Annotated in this window: 12 protein-coding genes and 1 tRNA gene; 10 read left to right on the top strand and 3 right to left on the bottom strand. The window is 38.5% G+C overall.

The window, feature by feature from the left end:
* The first annotated feature begins 28 nt into the window (after positions 1–28).
* From R2R28_RS24310 to R2R28_RS24275, 8 genes are all read left to right on the top strand, one after another.
* Positions 29–280 carry a hypothetical protein gene (locus R2R28_RS24310; RefSeq protein WP_316828251.1) on the top strand — a complete coding sequence of 84 codons (252 nt, stop codon included), beginning with the start codon at positions 29–31 and terminating at the stop codon, positions 278–280.
* 153 nt (positions 281–433) lie between these two features.
* Entirely contained in the window at positions 434–1,351 is a 918-nt protein-coding gene (locus R2R28_RS24305) for a dihydrodipicolinate synthase family protein (protein WP_316828250.1), read from the top strand.
* Between the two features lie 14 nt (positions 1,352–1,365).
* Complete coding sequence (locus R2R28_RS24300) at positions 1,366–2,952, top strand: aldehyde dehydrogenase (NADP(+)) (RefSeq protein WP_316828249.1); 1,587 nt, start codon at positions 1,366–1,368, stop codon at positions 2,950–2,952.
* On the top strand, positions 2,945–3,946 hold the full coding sequence (locus R2R28_RS24295) for a 4-hydroxyproline epimerase (protein WP_316828248.1): 1,002 nt from the start codon (positions 2,945–2,947) through the stop codon (positions 3,944–3,946). Before R2R28_RS24300 ends, R2R28_RS24295 begins: the two co-directional genes overlap by 8 nt.
* 37 nt (positions 3,947–3,983) lie before the next feature.
* Positions 3,984–5,225, top strand: coding sequence for an NAD(P)/FAD-dependent oxidoreductase (locus tag R2R28_RS24290; RefSeq protein ID WP_316828247.1), 1,242 nt, complete (start codon positions 3,984–3,986; stop codon positions 5,223–5,225).
* A 211-nt stretch (positions 5,226–5,436) separates the two neighbouring features.
* Positions 5,437–6,339: an AraC family transcriptional regulator gene (locus R2R28_RS24285; protein ID WP_316828246.1), complete on the top strand. Its 903-nt coding sequence runs from the start codon at positions 5,437–5,439 to the stop codon at positions 6,337–6,339.
* A 108-nt stretch (positions 6,340–6,447) separates the two neighbouring features.
* A complete protein-coding gene (locus R2R28_RS24280) occupies positions 6,448–8,739 on the top strand; it encodes a S9 family peptidase (RefSeq protein WP_316828245.1) in 2,292 nt (763 codons plus the stop codon).
* A 120-nt stretch (positions 8,740–8,859) separates the two neighbouring features.
* Positions 8,860–9,615: an NIPSNAP family protein gene (locus R2R28_RS24275; RefSeq protein ID WP_316828244.1), complete on the top strand. Its 756-nt coding sequence runs from the start codon at positions 8,860–8,862 to the stop codon at positions 9,613–9,615.
* A 64-nt stretch (positions 9,616–9,679) separates the two neighbouring features.
* Here R2R28_RS24275 and R2R28_RS24270 read toward each other — a convergent pair whose 3' ends face one another.
* Positions 9,680–10,051: a response regulator gene (locus tag R2R28_RS24270; protein ID WP_316828243.1), complete on the bottom strand. Its 372-nt coding sequence runs from the start codon at positions 10,049–10,051 to the stop codon at positions 9,680–9,682.
* A 331-nt stretch (positions 10,052–10,382) separates the two neighbouring features.
* On the opposite strand from R2R28_RS24270, the gene R2R28_RS24265 reads away from it, so the two are divergent.
* On the top strand, positions 10,383–14,249 hold the full coding sequence (locus tag R2R28_RS24265; protein WP_316828242.1) for a TIM-barrel domain-containing protein: 3,867 nt from the start codon (positions 10,383–10,385) through the stop codon (positions 14,247–14,249).
* 381 nt (positions 14,250–14,630) lie between these two features.
* On the opposite strand, the gene R2R28_RS24260 is transcribed toward R2R28_RS24265, so the two are convergent.
* Positions 14,631–16,178 carry a sulfatase gene (locus tag R2R28_RS24260; RefSeq protein WP_316828241.1) on the bottom strand — a complete coding sequence of 516 codons (1,548 nt, stop codon included), beginning with the start codon at positions 16,176–16,178 and terminating at the stop codon, positions 14,631–14,633.
* Positions 16,179–16,281: 103 nt separating this feature from the next.
* Positions 16,282–16,914, bottom strand: coding sequence for a Crp/Fnr family transcriptional regulator (locus R2R28_RS24255; protein ID WP_316828240.1), 633 nt, complete (start codon positions 16,912–16,914; stop codon positions 16,282–16,284).
* 345 nt (positions 16,915–17,259) lie between these two features.
* Between R2R28_RS24255 and R2R28_RS24250 the strand changes: the two genes are divergently transcribed.
* A tRNA-Lys gene (locus tag R2R28_RS24250) sits at positions 17,260–17,332 on the top strand.
* Positions 17,333–17,557 lie beyond the last annotated feature (225 nt).

Genomic DNA, 17,557 nt, shown 5'->3' with positions numbered 1-17,557 from the left:
TCATAGTGCAGCCTGATGTTACCATCCCATGGATTCAGATAAATGGTATTCTTTTTCGAAAGGATACCATTTTTTTTGTGCTGGCTTTATCGTTTTACTTAATACTTATTCAAATCGTGCATTTCATAGTGCCGTTGATGTTCATAGTGCCGTTGGATGTTACCATCCGACGGATTCAGATAAATGGTATTCTTTTTCGAAAGGATACCATTTTTTGTCTGGCTTTATTGTTTTACTTAATACTTATTCAAAAGGTGCATTTATGATCGGTATTGGTTAAAATCTAACAATATTGACAAATGGTGATCTGCTACCTTTGAAAAACGTTTAAAGATGATTAAGGGTAATCTGAGTTAAATGATGTTTTTGATCAATTAAAGAAATAGTTTGATTAAAGCTTGTATCAATCATAATATTAAAATTATAAAAATAAATGAGTATTAAATGGACTGGGGTTTTCCCTGCTGTAACAACCAAGTTCACAGCGAATGATGAATTAGATTTTCCGGCTTTCGATTTAAATATTGAAGCACAGTTAGAAGCAGGTGCTGAAGGTATTATTTTAGGCGGTACATTAGGCGAAGCAAGTGTTTTAAATGATGAAGAAAAAATCGAAATTTTAAAACATACTTTATCGATTGTAAATGGCCGCGTTCCGGTTTTACTAAACATCGCCGAGCCCACAACCAAAAAAGCGATTGCTGCTGCTCAAAAAGCAGAAGAGGCTGGCGCACAGGGCTTAATGTTATTGCCCCCTATGCGTTACCTGGCTGATTCTGACGAAACCCTTGAGTATTTAACTGAAGTGGCCAAAAGCACAAAATTACCTATCATGATTTATAACAACCCTGTTGATTATAAAATCGAGGTAACATTAGATATGTTCGAAGAACTGGCGAAATATCCTAACATCCAGGCAATTAAAGAAAGTACAAGAGATATTTCTAATGTTACACGCCTGATTAACCGTTTTGGCGATCGTTTTGCAATTTTTACAGGTGTAGATCCAATTGCAATGGAAAGTATTGTAATGGGCTGTGTGGGATGGGTTGCTGGTTTGGTTTGCGCATTTCCGAAAGAAACAGTTGCCATTTTCCGTTTGGTAAAAGAAAACAGAACGGCTGAAGCCTTAAAAATCCACCGCTGGTTTTTGCCTATTTTAGAACTGGATACCCACCCTAAACTGGTTCAATACATTAAACTGGCCGAAGTAGGTACTGGTATTGGAACAGAAAGAACAAGAGCCCCGCGTTTAGCCTTAAAAGGTGCCGAGCGCGAAAGGGTATTGAAAATTATTAACGATGGTTTAGCAACCAGACCAGAATTACCAGCCGGTAGCTGGGGCAAATAGTTTAAAAACCAAATATGAACGGGAAAAATATTGTAGCCAGTAATTATATAGAAGTTAATGAAAAAAGCCTTAAAGCCATTAATCCTGCGACAGGATTAATGCTTGATGGTGAATTTTTTAAAGCGGACGAAAGCCTTGTTCATGATGCCTTAACATCGGCAACACAGGCTTTTCAAAGCTATAGGTACCTAAATAAAGATCTTAAAGCCAGTTTTTTGAATGCCATTGCCGACGAAATTGCCAATCTTGGTGAAGAACTGGTAAACAGGGCTTCAGCAGAAAGTGGTTTGCCACTGGCGCGTTTGCAAGGTGAGCTAGGACGGACTACCGGTCAGTTAAGGTTATTTGCCAACTTAGTTAGCGAAGGTTCATGGGTAGATGCAATAATTGATACAGCACTGCCCGACAGACAACCGTTGCCGAGACCGGATATCAGACGAATGCTGGTTCCAATCGGACCGGTGGTCGTTTTTGGTGCAAGTAACTTTCCGCTTGCTTTTTCAGTTGCAGGTGGCGATACCGCATCGGCCTTAGCTTCTGGCTGTCCGGTTGTAGTAAAAGCGCATCCCGCTCATTATGGAACCAGTGCTTTAGTAGGTGGCGCAATCATCAAAGCTGCTGAAAAAACTGGAATGCCTAAAGGTATTTTCTCTTTGTTATACGATGATGGTTATACCGTTGGCACTGCTTTAGTTCTACATCCGTTAACCAAAGCGGTAACATTTACCGGTTCGTTTAAAGGTGGTATGGCTTTAATTAACCTTGCACAGCAACGCGAACAACCTATTCCGGTTTTTGCGGAAATGGGAAGTGTTAATCCGGTAATTTTTCTTCCAAAGGCCATAGAAAACCAGGCCGAAGAACTGGCTAAAAAATATGCCGCATCCATTACGCTGGGCGCAGGTCAGTTTTGTACCAACCCAGGTTTGTTATTTGCCGTTCAATCACCAGCACTCGAAAATTTTACAAGCACTTTAAAAAACAGTATTGCCTTAATTCCATCTGCCACAATGCTTACTGAAGGTATTGCCGTTAATTTTACTAAACTTTCTGCAGAAATTATAAATGAAGCAGGAGTTGAAGTAATGGCAGTTTCAGATCTGAAAAATAACGAATTAAAAAATCAATCTGAAGCTAAAATTGCGCGGGTAAGTGCCGTCGATTTTATTAAAAACCCAAAACTCCGTGAGGAAATTTTTGGCCCATATTCGCTTTTGGTTGTGGCCCAGGATATTTCGGAACTTGAAAAAGCAATTGGTGTTTTGGAAGGACAACTTACGGTAACTTTAATGGCCGATAAACAAGAACTTCAGGATTACCCAACATTAATAAATAAGTTAACCGGTAAAACCGGAAGGATTATCCTTAATGGCGTACCAACAGGTGTAGAAGTTTGCGCAGCCATGCAACATGGGGGGCCATTTCCCGCAACAAACGACAGCCGTTTTACTTCAGTTGGCTCTACTGCCATTAACCGTTTTGCAAGGCCATTGGCTTATCAGGATTGGGAGCAGGAGTTATTACCAGATGAATTGAAAGACGGAAATCCTTTAGCGATTTTCAGAACAGTGAACCAGAAATTAACGAACTCCTATGAATAAAACCTTTTTTTGTGTAGATGCACATACCTGTGGCAACCCGGTGCGGTTGGTTGCAGGTGGCGGCCCTCAGCTTATTGGTGCAAACATGAGCGAAAAGCGCCAGCATTTTTTGAAAGAATTCGATTGGATCAGAACAGGTTTAATGTTCGAACCACGGGGCCACGATATGATGTCGGGTAGTATTCTTTATCCACCTCATGATCCGGAGAATGATGTGGCGGTGCTCTTTATTGAAACCAGTGGTTGTTTACCCATGTGCGGTCATGGTACGATTGGTACCATTACCATTGCTGTTGAAGAAGGATTGATTAAGCCAAAAGTACCAGGTGTAATCAGGATGGAAGCACCTGCAGGTCTCGTTTTAATTGAGTACAAACAAGAAGGAAGAAAGGTAAAATCAGTTAAGCTCAAAAATGTAGCTTCTTATCTGGCTGCCGAAAATTTACAGGTAGAATGTCCGGATTTAGGTACGCTGACTTTCGATGTAGCCTATGGAGGTAATTTTTATGCCATTGTAGATCCGCAGGAAAATTTCCCCGGATTGGAAAACTATACCGCTTCTCAGCTGATTACCTGGAGCCAAACCATCAGAAAGCGCATTAATGAGCAATATACTTTTGTCCATCCATTAGATCCTACAATAAATGGTTGCAGCCATGTATTATGGACAGGCAAAACAATCGATCCTACATCCACCGCCCGAAATGCCGTTTTTTATGGAGATAAAGCCATCGATAGGTCACCTTGTGGTACCGGTACTTCGGCCCGTTTGGCACAATGGTTTGCCAAAGGAAAGCTAAAACAGGGAGAAGATTTTATTCACGAAAGTTTTATAGGGAGTAAGTTTATTGGCAGGGTAGAAGAGGTGGTAGATTTAAACGGAATTAAAGCAATCATCCCAAGTGTAGAAGGTTGGGCCAAAGTATTCGGTTACAATACCATTAAAATCGATGCCGAAGATGATCCATACGCACATGGATTTCAGGTGATTTAATAAGTTTTTAAAATAGGTGAGTAAAATAAAATAAAAAATGTCGAAGGTATTAATTATTGGTGGTGGCATTGTGGGTTTAACTTCAGCATATTACCTGCAAAAAAAAGGATATGAGGTTACTGTTTTAGATAAAGGCGATATTACTGATAACTGTTCTTTTGGGAATGCCGGGATGATTGTACCCAGTCATTTTGTGCCACTGGCTGCCCCAGGTATGATCAAACAAGGTATTCGCTGGATGTTTGATAGCAAAAGCCCTTTTTATGTTCGTCCGTCATTAAATGGAAACCTCGTTAATTGGGGCTTGAAATTTATGAAACATGCTACGGCAAAACATGTAAGCCAGTCTGCAATACCTTTACGTGACCTTTCCTTATTAAGTAAAAAATTATATGAAGAGCTGGCAAAAGAGCCTGATTTTAATTTTGAGCTTACCAATAACGGGATCCTTGCCTTTTACAAAACGGAAAAAGCAGGAGAGGAAGAGGCACATTTAGCCGCCAGGGCAATTGAATTGGGTTTAGATATGGCTGTGCTCAGTGCCGCAGAATGTAAAGCATTACAACCCGGTTTAAAGTTGGATGTTTTAGGTGCCGTACATTACCGTTGCGATGCACACCTCTATCCAACCAAATTGATGAACGCTTTGCTCAAATATTTAACTGATAATGGTGTAAAGATTGAGCGGAATAAAGAGGTTGATAGCATAGAAACTGCTGGTAACCGGATTATGAAAGTTTTTACCGGCAATACCGCTTGGGAAGCTGATCAGTATGTTTTGGCTACAGGTTCGTGGTCGCCTGCCGTGGCTAAAATGGCCGATATTAAAATTTCGTTGATGCCCGGTAAAGGTTATTCATTTATGGAACCAGAGCCTCAAAACCGTTTAACCATTCCGGCATTATTATGCGAAGCCAGGGTAGCCATTACCCCAATGAACGGTCAGATCAGGTATGGTGGTACAATGGAATTAGATAAAATTAATAAGAGGATCAACATGCAGCGGGTTAAAGGTATTGTAGAGTCGGTTCCTCAATATTTTCCAGATCTGAAACCGGCACTTCCGGCAGAAAAAGATATCTGGTACGGTTTCCGGCCGTCATCTCCCGATGGTTTACCGTATATCGGCAGAAGTGAAAAAAGAGATAATCTGGTCATTGCTACTGGTCACGGGATGATGGGTTTAAGTTTAGGCCCGGCTTCGGGATTGCTTGTTAGCCAGGTTATTGCAGGAGTAACTCCTGAACTTAAATTGGAGCCTTATAAAGTGGTTCGGTAATTTAATAAGTTAATTTCTGGTCCGCGCCCAAGAGAAGTCAAGTTTTTTTAAACTTGACTTCTCTATTTAACATTCGCCTTTATCGCTCAGGCATCTTTCCGATATTTATCTCATTATAGCAGGATTTTAACCTTATTTGGTGTTAATTAGGTTTTTAGGGTTAATATCCTTACATTCAGGTCATCATAAACAAACCAAATCTGACCGAACCATGAAAGTATTGCCATTTACTATGCTTGTGCCTAACGATAAAAGTGTGATAACGGAACATATCGAACTGCCATATTTTTATCAGTATTTGCACCGACATGATGAATGGCAGATTACCTATATAGAAGGTGGAGAAGGGACCTTAATTGCAGGAAATGATATGCATGCATTCAGGTCTGGCGATATTTTTGTTCTCGGCGCAAAACTGCCACATTTGTTTAAAAGTAATCCTGAATATTTTTTAGCTGATTGCAATAAAACAATCAAAGCATGTTCCATTTATTTTAATCCCAATGCTATTTTAGGCCCTTTGTTCAATCTTCCTGAAATGAAAATGGCCAGTGCATTTCTTGCAAAAAACAAACATGGTTTTAAAGTTCCTGATGAATTTTCAAAAAGTATTGTTTCTAAAATGTTTAATGTTCACGAGGCTTCCGGAGTAGATGTGTTGTTTAATTTTTTAAAATTGATCAATAGTCTACAGGAATTAAATGAAAATGTAGAATCGCTCTGCTCGGATATTTATTCTTCTAATGTGAGCGAAAATGAAGGCATGCGTTTAAGTAAGATTATTAATTTTATTACCCAGAATTATAATAATCAAATCTCGTTAGAAGATGTAGCCAATGCCGCTTTCATGACGCCACAGGCCTTTTGCAGGTACTTTAAGAAACACACAGGACATACATTTGTCTCTTTTTTAAATGAGGTAAGAATTAACGATGCCTGTAAAAGCCTTATTTCAGGCGAAAAAGCCGATTGCATTTCAGGTGTAGCCTATAAAGCGGGTTTTAATAGCATTACCAATTTTAACAGGGTATTTAAAAGTATCATAGGGCAATCGCCAAGGGCATATATCGATAGCTATAACAGTGTAAGCAGGGTAAGTTATGTAGGCGCTTAAGCTGGTAAAAAAATGCATTAGTAAGGTTAAAATATTAATCATACCTGTCAATATCTAACAGAAATCTGTAAAAGCCGCTGACTATATTTACAGCAAAAATCTGTTATAATGATTCATGCCTTTGCTCAAAAATCAATAATTCCTGTTTTATTCATATTAGCTTTTTTTCAGGCTTCTGCTCAACAAAAAGGACTAAGTCCTTATTTGCCCAATGCCGGCGAAATGGCCGATGCCTATCAGCGGTCTGGTAAATTAGATACTGCATTGCGCAATATTCCAACTAATAATGATATTATTCCATTCTGGAACCAAAGTGGAACGGCTTTCTGGTATAAAAAGAACCTTCCAAACAAAACATGGGAATATTATAACGTTGATGCTGCAACAGGAAAACGAAAAACGGCGTTTAATCATGAAAAACTCGCACAAATCATTGAAAAAGCCACCGGTAAAAAACAAAATCCATCAAAAATTCAGCTAACAGCTTTAGGTTTCGCGGATCAGGGCAATATCTCAACACTTAAAATACAGGATAAGTGGTATCATTTAAACCTGAACGACTATAGTTTATCAGCTACAAAAGATACTAATATTTATTATTACAATGCCAAAAGCCCTTTGCAGCAAAGACGATCGCGCTGGCAAAATATCAGTATAAATAGAGTATCACCAGATGGTAAAAAAGAAATGCTCATCCGTGGCGGAAACCTGTTCGTGGTTGATATTGCCACAAAAACAAAAACGCAATTAAGTACAGATGGAAGTGCTGATAAACCGTATGGGGATTTTACGTGGTCGCCGGACAGTAAAAACGTTGTGGCCTACAAAACTGATCCGAAAGAAATCAAAAAGGTGCATTATGTACTGAGCTCCGTTCCTGGCACCACTCGTGGTGAATTAAGATCGAGGGAATATGCACAGCCAGGCGATGATTTTACAGCTTATCAGCCTTACGTATTTAATATAGCAGCTAAAAAGTCAATCAAGGTAAATGCAGAACCTATCGATTTTTTTGGTCCGCCAGAATTGCATTGGAGAGGTAACAACAGTCGCTATTATACTTACGAAAAAGTAGACCGTGGCCACCAGCGTTTCAGGGTGATTGAAGTGGATGTTTTAACAGGTGAAACTAAAAATATTATCGATGAAAAAACTAAAACCTTCATTTACGAAAGCCGCATTTATACCCGTTATCTGCCTAAAACAAATGAAATGTTATACACCAGCGAACAGGATGGATGGCGGCATCTTTATCTGGTAAATGCCCTGAATGGAGAACAATCATTAATTACAAAAGGCAGTTATGTAGTGCGTGATATTGATAGTGTGGATGTGGTAAAACGCCAGGTATGGTTCAGGGCCTGCGGAATGAATGCAGGCGAAGACCCTTATTTTATCCATTATTACCGCATTGGCTTTGATGGTAAAAACTTGGTAAGCCTTACACCGGAAACAGGGAACCATAACCTCAGCTTTTCTCCCGATCGCAAGTATTATATTGATACTTACTCTCAGGTAAATGTACCACCCGTTAGCGAATTGAGGTTAACAGCCAGCACAAAAAAAATAGCGGAAATAGAACATGGACAAAAAGATGCTTTTTTAGCTACCGGTGTAAAATTGCCTGAAGTATTTGTGGCCAAAGGACGGGATGGAATAACCGATATTTGGGGTATTGTCTGTTTTCCTTCAAAAATGGACGCCGGCAAATCCTATCCGGTAATCGAAAATATTTATGCTGGTCCTCACGATAGTTTTGTACCTAAAAGTTTTTTACCAGCAGGCGAAATGCAAAGTATCGCTGAATTGGGTTTTATTGTGGTGCAGATTGATGGCATGGGTACGGCGAACAGATCGAAAGCTTTTCATGATGTATGTTGGAAAAATATTGCCGATGCAGGTTTTCCTGACCGGATATTGTGGATGAAGGCTATGGCAGCAAAATACCCGAACGCCGATATTAGCCGTGTTGGAATTTATGGTACCTCTGCTGGCGGACAAAGTTCAACCGGCGCATTGTTATCTCATCCTGAATTTTATAAAGCTGCTGTTTCTGCCTGTGGTTGCCACGATAATAGAATCGATAAGCAATGGTGGAATGAACAATGGATGGGCTATCCTGTTGGCCCGCATTATGCCGAACAATCCAACATTACAAATGCTGCTAAACTACAAGGAAGTTTGTTTTTAATTGTAGGCGAAGCTGACGAAAATGTACCACCAGAATCAACCTACCGACTTGCAGATGCACTGATCAAAGCAAATAAAGATTTTGACATCCTAAGTATTCCGGGCATGGGCCATAGCGATGGAGGAACTTATGGCCGCAGGCGTAAACGTGATTTTTTTGTTAAACACCTGCTTAATGCCGAACCACCAAACCCTAATGTTTCAAAATAGGCTGGTTCATTGGTTTCAATAGCAAACTGATTGTTTTTAACTGATAATTGGTACATTAGAGCCAAATAATTTTAATCATCAGTAAATATGTTGCCTAAGATCAAAATATCCTGCTTGTTTTTGTTTTTTTTAACGTTTAACGTACTTGTCGTTCATGCATCGAAGATAGATTTTTATCAAATTAAAATTTACCATTTAAAAACAGACGCACAGGAAAAAACGCTGGATGAATATTTACAGAAAGCTTATTTGCCTGCATTACACCGTTCTGGAATTGCAAAGGTGGGCGTGTTTAAGCCAATTTTGAGCGACCCGGCTGCGGTTACTGAAAAGCTTATTTATGTATTTATTCCTTTAAAATCATTCAATGGTATTTTAGAGCTCGATAAAAAACTGGCAAAAGACCAACAATATGCCGTTGATGGTAAAATATATTTAGATGCGTTGTATAGCGATGCGCCATACGAACGCCTTGAATCCATTATGTTAAAGGCCTTTGAAAACGCACCCACTTTTATGCTACCCAACCTAAAATCACCAATGAAAGATCGGGTATATGAGCTGAGGAGTTACGAATCGCCTACCGAAAAATATTACCAGAATAAGGTGCAAATGTTCAATAAAGGCGACGAAATAGGCTTATTTAAGCGACTAAATTTTAATGCTGTATTTTACGGAGAAGTAATTTCAGGTAGCCGAATGCCCAATCTGATGTACCTGACCACCTTCGAAAATAAAACTGATAGGGACGCACATTGGAAGGCTTTTTCTGCTGATGATTATTGGAAAAAACTATCTGCAATGCCGGAGTATCAGCACAACGTTTCTAAAAACGACACAAAATTCGTTTATCCTACCGATTATTCGGATATTTAGTTCATTAGTAATTAGTCTATTACGGAATTTGTTTCCAAACGAATAATCTACTCATGGCTTCTCACTAAATGGAAATCAATTGTTCAATTGTATTCAGAAACTTCGTGAAGTCGAGCGGTTTTGGTAAGAATTTACATTTACTGGCCAAATTATCAATCGCCTGCGTACCTTGGTTTCCTAAAATTACCACATATTTTACACTGTTTTTTAACATTCTGGCTACATCAATGCCCGACATGTCCATCTGTACATCTAAAAAAAGAAAGTCTACTTTTCCGAATGTCCAAAAGGCCGCCATCGCATCTACCTTATCGGTAAAGCTACCTTTAAGTTCAAGTTTGTCTATTTTGGAAACGAAATTTTCGAAAAGCTGTTTACTCATGCGACTATCATCAATAATTACGCAGCTGTAAGGTTGGGATACTGAAAGATTCATTAATCTGATTTTGTCATCAGTAAGCAAAATGCTTGCCATAAATTCCTGTTACTTTGTAAAATGTTTAAGCCGAATGCTTAACCGGATGGTTGTTTAAGTAGGTTAGTCGGCTCAAAAACCAGGCTCCCAAGATGCTAAACTATAAATGTTTTTCACTTCATAATGATAAAACGATGAGTATCTGTTTAAGTAAAAAACCAGATAGGCAAACGATTGCGCGGTGTTTGTAGCTAAAAACACCGCATTTCCTTACTCACGATTGCTAACTTTATCAAACAGCAGTTAAAATTATAGGTCTGCTGATTATTAATATAACCAAATCAAAATTTTAATGACCCGGCATCCTTCTAACAAACGTTTTAAAACCGTAATTTCATTAGCATCCACCCTTATTTTGTACGCATTTCCATTCTTTATTTCAGCTCAGGAAACGGCAAAAAACAACAATCAACCTATACAAAAAAACATTAAGGTTACTGATGTTAAAAAGATCAACACTACTACAATTGAATTGTTGCTTTCTGATAATCAGCGGTTGACCCTCGATTTTTATGGCGATCATATTTTTCGACTTTTTGAAGATCCTAATGGTGGATTTATACGCAATCCTGAAGCAAAACCAGAGGCTAAAATTCTGGTGGAAAATCCACGAAGGCCGGTTTCAAAACTCGAAATTAAGGATGAGAACAATCAGCTATTCATTTCTACGGCTAAAATTACCGTACTGATTGATAAAAACACTTCTTTAATTAAAATCATTAACATGGCTACCCAGGCCGTTGCAGTTGAAGAGCTTGCACCCATTCAGTTCGAAAAGGGCAAAGTAACGCTCAGTTTTAAAGAAAATCCAAAAGAGTATTTTTATGGAGGGGGTGTGCAAAATGGCCGTTTCTCGCATAAAGGGAAAGCCATCTCAATCGAAAACCAAAACTCCTGGACAGATGGGGGAGTAGCTTCGCCAACACCTTATTATTGGTCTACCAATGGTTATGCGGTAATGTGGCATACCTTTAGCAAAGGGAACTATAACTTTGGCGCTAAAGAAAAAGGATTAGTGAAACTGGCACATGAAACTGATTACCTGGATGCCTTTTTTATGATTAATAATGGAGCAGTAGCTTTATTGAATGATTTTTACCAGCTTACTGGTAATCCAATACTCCTGCCAAAATTCGGTTTTTACCAGGGACATTTAAACGCTTATAACCGCGATTTTTGGAAAGAAGATGAAAAAGGAACCTTGTTTGAGGATGGAAAACGTTATAAAGAAAGCCAGAAGGATAACGGAGGAACAAAAGAATCACTTAACGGTGAGAAAAACAATTATCAATTTTCTGCACGTGCAGTAATCGATCGTTATAAAAATAATGATATGCCATTGGGATGGGTACTTCCAAATGATGGCTATGGAGCTGGTTACGGTCAAACAGAAACATTGGATGGCAATATTCAGAATTTGAAGAGTTTTGGCGATTATGCCCGTAAAAATGGCGTAGAAATAGGTTTATGGACCCAGTCTGACCTCCATCCTAAAACAGGAGTGAGCGCCTTGTTGCAACGCGATATCATTAAAGAAGCCAGAGATGCCGGAGTACGTGTATTAAAAACCGATGTGGCGTGGGTTGGTGCCGGTTATTCGTTCGGATTAAATGGTGTGGCCGATGTAGCGCAGATTATGCCTTATTATGGCAACAGCAGCAGGCCTTTTATCATTTCATTAGATGGCTGGGCAGGTACACAGCGTTATGCTGGCATTTGGTCGGGCGATCAAACAGGTGGCGTTTGGGAATATATCCGTTTTCATATTCCTACTTATTTGGGCTCTGGTTTATCCGGTCAGCCCAATATTACTTCTGATATGGACGGTATTTTTGGTGGTAAAAACCCAACCATCAATACCCGCGATTTTCAATGGAAAACCTTTACGCCCATGGAACTAAATATGGATGGCTGGGGTGCTAACGAAAAATATCCGCATGCATTAGGAGAACCCGTAGCCTCAATTAACCGCAATTATTTAAAGCTTAAATCGGCATTAATACCTTATACTTATAGTGTTGCAAAAGAAGCGCTTACGGGGTTGCCGATCATCAGGGCGATGTTTCTGGAATATCCAAATGCTTATACCCAGGGCATTTCAACGCAGTACCAGTATTTATATGGACCCTCCTTTCTGGTCGCACCCATTTATCAGGCTACTAAATCTGATGATAAAGGAAACGATATCCGCAATGGTATTTACCTGCCTGAAGGTACCTGGATTGATTATTTCACTGGAGAAAAATATACCGGTAACTGCATTCTCAACAGTTTTGATGCCCCACTTTGGAAGTTGCCCGTTTTTGTGAAAAACGGTGCTATTATTCCACTTGCCAATCCAAATAACAACGTTTCTGAAATCAACAAAACAAACCGGATTTACGAACTTTATCCTTTTGGGAAAAATTCGTTCACTGAATATGATGATGATGGCACAACAGAAGCCTATAAACTGGGTAAAGGCGCATCAACCTTAATCGAAACAGAGTTAGATCAAAAGAACAATGTATTTGTTAACGTTAACCCTGCAAAAGGCGATTTCGATGGTTTTATAAAAGAAAAAACGACTGAATTTGTGATTAACGTAACGGATAAACCAAAAAAGTTAACTGCAAAAATTGGTAATGGTAAAATCAAGCTAACAGAAGTAAATTCAAAAGAAGAATTTTTAAAGCAGGCAAACGCCTATTTTTATGATGCTGCGCCAAATTTAAACCGTTTTGCCACCAAAGGAAGTGAGTTTGAAAAAGTGGCCATGGTTAAAAACCCACAATTATGGGTTAAACTGCAATCTACCGATATTACCATCAATCCCGTAACACTTTATATCGGCGGATTTAAATTTGAGCCAGCAGATAAACAACTCATTTCAACGGGGAAATTAACTGCTCCGCTTAGTGCAGGTGTTACTGATAAAAACAGAGAGGCTTATACGCTTACGCCAACATGGCATAAAGTAAACAATGCCGATTTTTATGAAATCGATTTCAATGAAATGCATTATACCACCATACGCGATACCGCATTGTTATTTGATGGTTTATTGCCGGAAACAGCTTATACATTTAAATTACGTGCGGTAAATAAAGATGGCTATTCTGATTGGACCGAAATTAAAGCAACCACTAAATCAAATCCTTTAGAGTTTGCCATTCAGGGTATTGTGGCCCAAACTACCGCAGAAAATCAGGGAGGTGAAGGTGTTGATAAACTATTTGATTTTGATGAAGGTAACATCTGGCATACCAAATGGGGCGTAAAATCAGTTCCGTTTGATATGGTTATCGATCTTAAATCCATTAATCAATTGGATAAATTCCATTATTTGCCGCGGAGTGGAAGGGGTAACGGGATTTTATTAAAAGGTAAAGTATTTTACAGTAACAATAAAGAGAACTGGACTGATGCAGGGGCTTTTGAATGGGCCAACAGCGGCGAAGTCAAGATCTTCAATTTTACCACACATCCTACTGCGCGTTACATCAAAATTGCAGTTACCGATGGTGTAGGCGGGTTTGGATCTGGTCGCGAATTGTACGTATTTAAAGTTCCGGGTACCGAAAGTTATTTGCCTGGAGATATTAATAACGACCGCTTAATTGACCGGAACGATTTAACCTCTTACATGAATTATACCGGCCTACGAAAAGGCGATGCCGATTTTGAAGGCTATATCAGTAATGGAGATATCAATAAAAATAACCTGATTGATGCTTATGATATATCGGTGGTGGCCACCCAGCTCGATGGTGGGGTAGATGACAGTAAAATTGATCAGATTGCGGGTAAATTAGCAATCAGTACAGCCAAGCCGGTATATAATAAGGATGAAGTGATCGAAATAAAAGTAAAAGGAATTAACCTAAAAGCTGTAAACGCATTAAGTTTTGCCCTGCCTTACAGTCCGGCAGATTATGATTTTGTAGGCGTGCAAGGTTTAAACATCAAACAGATGGAAAACCTGACCAATGATCGTTTACATACCAATGGAGATAAAGTTTTATACCCGGCATTTGTAAATGTGGGCAGCAAAGAAGCAATAAACGGAACCAGCGATTTATTTATAATTAAATTGAAGGCAAAACGTAAACTTCAGTTTAACCTCAAAATCAATAATGGATTTTTAATTGATAAAAACCTCAATACGGTTAAATTTTAAGTAGATAGTTAATGTGAAAAACGGGATTGATTAAAAATCAATCCCGTTTTTTTATGCCTTTTATAGATTGTATTTTAACGTGAAATTTGGGACTTATTTGAACTTGGAAATGGTGCATAGCATCCGCAAAGCAAACTTGAATACTGTTAAAAATATAGCAGCAAATTAAAAATATTTAACATGAGATTGCTTCAGCTCGCTCATCTCCAATCTTATAATCACGGTTATGTGAAAGTTTGATAATCAATGTTTTTTTTGATTTGTAAGGGGTGTATAAGCTTACGTGTTCCATATTTCTTATATGGTGAAGCCTTATCATAGTACACTCTTTAATTAATTAATAATCAAAATAACTAGAATACTTGCTTTTAATTAAATGATTTACTTTATAAAAGTTTTATCAGGATAAGGAACGGCTTTACCTGTCGATTTTTCTATAGGCATTTGGGCATTTCTTTCCCTTAAGGTATTACCTAAAAGCGCAGCTAATTTTTTGGTTTCTACAGGATTTGATAAATCAAGGTTATGTTCTTCACCAATATCCTTGCTTAAATCATATAATTCTAACTTTTTCGTGCGTAAAGGGTAAACCAATTTCCAGTTTCCAAACCGGATGGCACTGTAATAATTTAAACCCAGTGCTGCTTCATCTGGAGTAGCATTCCAATTATTTGGATAATGGAAGATTAACGGTCTGTCGTCAATTTTAACAGCAGGATTTTTTAAGGTTGGCAGTAAACTTATCCCATCTAATTTTTGTATTTTTTTTGAGGTTTTAATGCCTGCAATTTCTAAAATTGTTGGAAAAAAATCATCAATAATAACCGGGTTGTTATTCACTGAGTTTGCAGGAACTGTAGCTGGCCATTTTACAATCATGGGCTCATGCACACCGCCTTCATAAACCGATCCTTTGCCTGATCTGAAAGGTGAATTATGTGTGTTTATTTTTCCTCCGCGTAAATGTGCATCTAAACCACCATTGTCGCTCATAAAAATAATGATGGTGTTTTTATCAACCTTTTTTGCACGGAGGAAATCCATGATATCACCAAGGCTTTTATCCATACCTTCTATTAAACTCGCGTATTTTGCCTCTGTACTGTCTAGCCCTGCATCATAATATTTCTGCACAAATCTTTTATCCGCCATAATAGGTACATGAACTGCATAATGTGCAATGTTTAAGTAAAATGGTTCTTTTCTTTCTATAGGAACACCAATTGCTTTCTTTGCTTCCAGGGTTAATGCTTCAGTTAAAAAGGTATTTGTATTATAATATTCTTCTAAATCTGGTACAGCCTGTGCTTGTGCTTTTCCCGGCATATTGCCATACTTTTGTTCTGATAGATAACTCTGTGGATGCCCTGCGGAATGCCCGGCGACATTTACCATAAACCCTAAATTGTAAGGATTAGCCCCTGGCGAACCCATAGGCCCCCAATGGGCTTTACCAATATGTATGGTATAATAGCCCGCATCTCTTAAGAGCTGAGGAAAGGGCGTAGCATTAACGGTATGTTCTGTTGCAGTATCCGGACTCAAACCATTTATGTTCCAGTTTAGAGGTAAAAACTGATCATCTTCCGGATCGGTATTGTTGTTTTTTTGTGGCGAAGTCCAATTGGTAACGTGTGTACGCGATGCATTCATTCCCGTTATAAAACTGACCCGCGTTGGTGTGCATACCGGCTGGGCATAAGCGTTAACAAATTTCATACCTTCTTTAGCCATTTGTTCCATATTTGGGGTATGGTAACGTTTGTTTAGTGGCATAATGCGCTTACAGAATGGTAAAGAAGTATCCATTATACCCATATCATCAACTAAGAACACGATGATATTAGGGCGTACCTGCGGCATTTTCCTTTGAGGAAATGCAAATAAACCTGCGTATAGCAAGGCTATCGTGATCATTAGTTTTTTCATGAAGCAGATTTTTTTAATCAGTACCTCATAAAAATAACTTTTTTATCAACCTAACAAACAGGTGATTGCTGCGCAAACGTTTGATTTCTCCATATTAGAGAATCTATTTCGCGACTTCGTTTAATGCCTGTTTCCTGATCCTGCTTAATGTTTCGAGCCGCATGCCTATAAATGAAGCCACGTACTTTAGCGGCACACGGTTAATGAGGTGAGGGTAAGAGATCAGAAACCTTTGGTAACGCTTTAATGCCGTAGGAAGCCTGCAGATATATGCCCTTTCGGTTGCCCCCTGAAAATAGATTTCAGTCATTTTACGACCAACATAATTTGCAATCGGGAAATTTTCATAGAGAAGTTTAGACATTTCGTGCGGAATGGCAATCGCAAATACCGGATCGATGGTTTCAATGTATTCGTCGGAAATTTCATTTTCCCACAAATTTCTGATTGTTCCGGCCAGTTCGTTTTCTGCTGCAATCCAGGTAGTAATTTTTTTATTTCCCATTTTAAGATAACCATGTACCGCTCCTTCTAAAATCAGGAAAATGTAACGGTTATGCTTTAATGGAGAAGCGATATGCTTGTTTTTAGCGAAACGTATAGGAAATGTATGGCTGTTAATAATGTTTTCAATTTCGGGATTAAGCGGATGGTAAGATTTGAAGACTGTAATGAGTGGAGAAAAACCTCCAAACGCAGCCCACTTATCTTCGCCATAAATATTTTCAATATTCATTAGGGAAAAGCGAATGTATATGTAAAAATGTAAATAATATTGAAAATAAAAAAGTCTTCAATTGTATGTACAACTAATAGGAATGTTAAATTCTGTTTTTATGTTTTGAATACTCAAGAACCTGATTTGTAGTAAGGATGGTAACGGGTTTCTTGTAAGGGTGGTTTAATTCGATGTGTAATTAAAAAAAATATTTTTTTAATTATGTTTAACAAGATGATTCATAAATGCTTAACATGATCTTGTTTAATTGATGTTAAGTTTTTATTAAATATTTTTAGTTTATCTTTTGTGGTAATAGATTTAATTTCTATCTTTGCAGCCCCGCAAGGGGGATAGATAAATGATTCCGTAGCTCAGCTGGTAGAGCATTACACTTTTAATGTAGTGGTCCTGGGTTCGAATCCCAGCGGGATCACAAGAAACAACATCAAAGAGAGCTAAAACCCTGCAAATCAAATGATTGCAGGGTTTTTGCTTTTACGGGTTATACCAAAATATGCACGAAATCGCATATAAAATGTGCGTCATTAGGTGCGTCGTTCTTTATAATATCAAACTCCCCTAATTCGTATTAATACATTGATATTCAGCTGGTTTAATAGATGAACATCTTGTGTGAATGAAACTGCAAAGCTATTTT

The organism is Pedobacter miscanthi (assembly GCF_032678605.1).
GTDB classification, from domain to species: Bacteria; Bacteroidota; Bacteroidia; order Sphingobacteriales; family Sphingobacteriaceae; genus Pedobacter; species Pedobacter miscanthi_A.
The sequence above is the reverse complement of the archived record's forward strand: the minus strand, read 5'-3'. Positions and strand labels throughout refer to the sequence as shown.

Excerpts from the sequence above, each read along its gene's own strand:
- R2R28_RS24290 (WP_316828247.1), top strand. The coding sequence starts at position 3,984 with ATGTCGAAGGTATTAATTATTGGTGGTGGCATTGTGGGTTTAACTTCA.
- R2R28_RS24265 (WP_316828242.1), top strand. The coding sequence starts at position 10,383 with ATGACCCGGCATCCTTCTAACAAACGTTTTAAAACCGTAATTTCATTA.
- R2R28_RS24305 (WP_316828250.1), top strand. The coding sequence starts at position 434 with ATGAGTATTAAATGGACTGGGGTTTTCCCTGCTGTAACAACCAAGTTC.
- R2R28_RS24295 (WP_316828248.1), top strand. The coding sequence starts at position 2,945 with ATGAATAAAACCTTTTTTTGTGTAGATGCACATACCTGTGGCAACCCG.
- R2R28_RS24285 (WP_316828246.1), top strand. The coding sequence starts at position 5,437 with ATGAAAGTATTGCCATTTACTATGCTTGTGCCTAACGATAAAAGTGTG.
- R2R28_RS24270 (WP_316828243.1), bottom strand. The coding sequence starts at position 10,051 with ATGAATCTTTCAGTATCCCAACCTTACAGCTGCGTAATTATTGATGAT.
- R2R28_RS24280 (WP_316828245.1), top strand. The coding sequence starts at position 6,448 with ATGATTCATGCCTTTGCTCAAAAATCAATAATTCCTGTTTTATTCATA.
- R2R28_RS24300 (WP_316828249.1), top strand. The coding sequence starts at position 1,366 with ATGAACGGGAAAAATATTGTAGCCAGTAATTATATAGAAGTTAATGAA.
- R2R28_RS24260 (WP_316828241.1), bottom strand. The coding sequence starts at position 16,178 with ATGAAAAAACTAATGATCACGATAGCCTTGCTATACGCAGGTTTATTT.
- R2R28_RS24255 (WP_316828240.1), bottom strand. The coding sequence starts at position 16,914 with ATGAATATTGAAAATATTTATGGCGAAGATAAGTGGGCTGCGTTTGGA.
- R2R28_RS24310 (WP_316828251.1), top strand. The coding sequence starts at position 29 with ATGGATTCAGATAAATGGTATTCTTTTTCGAAAGGATACCATTTTTTT.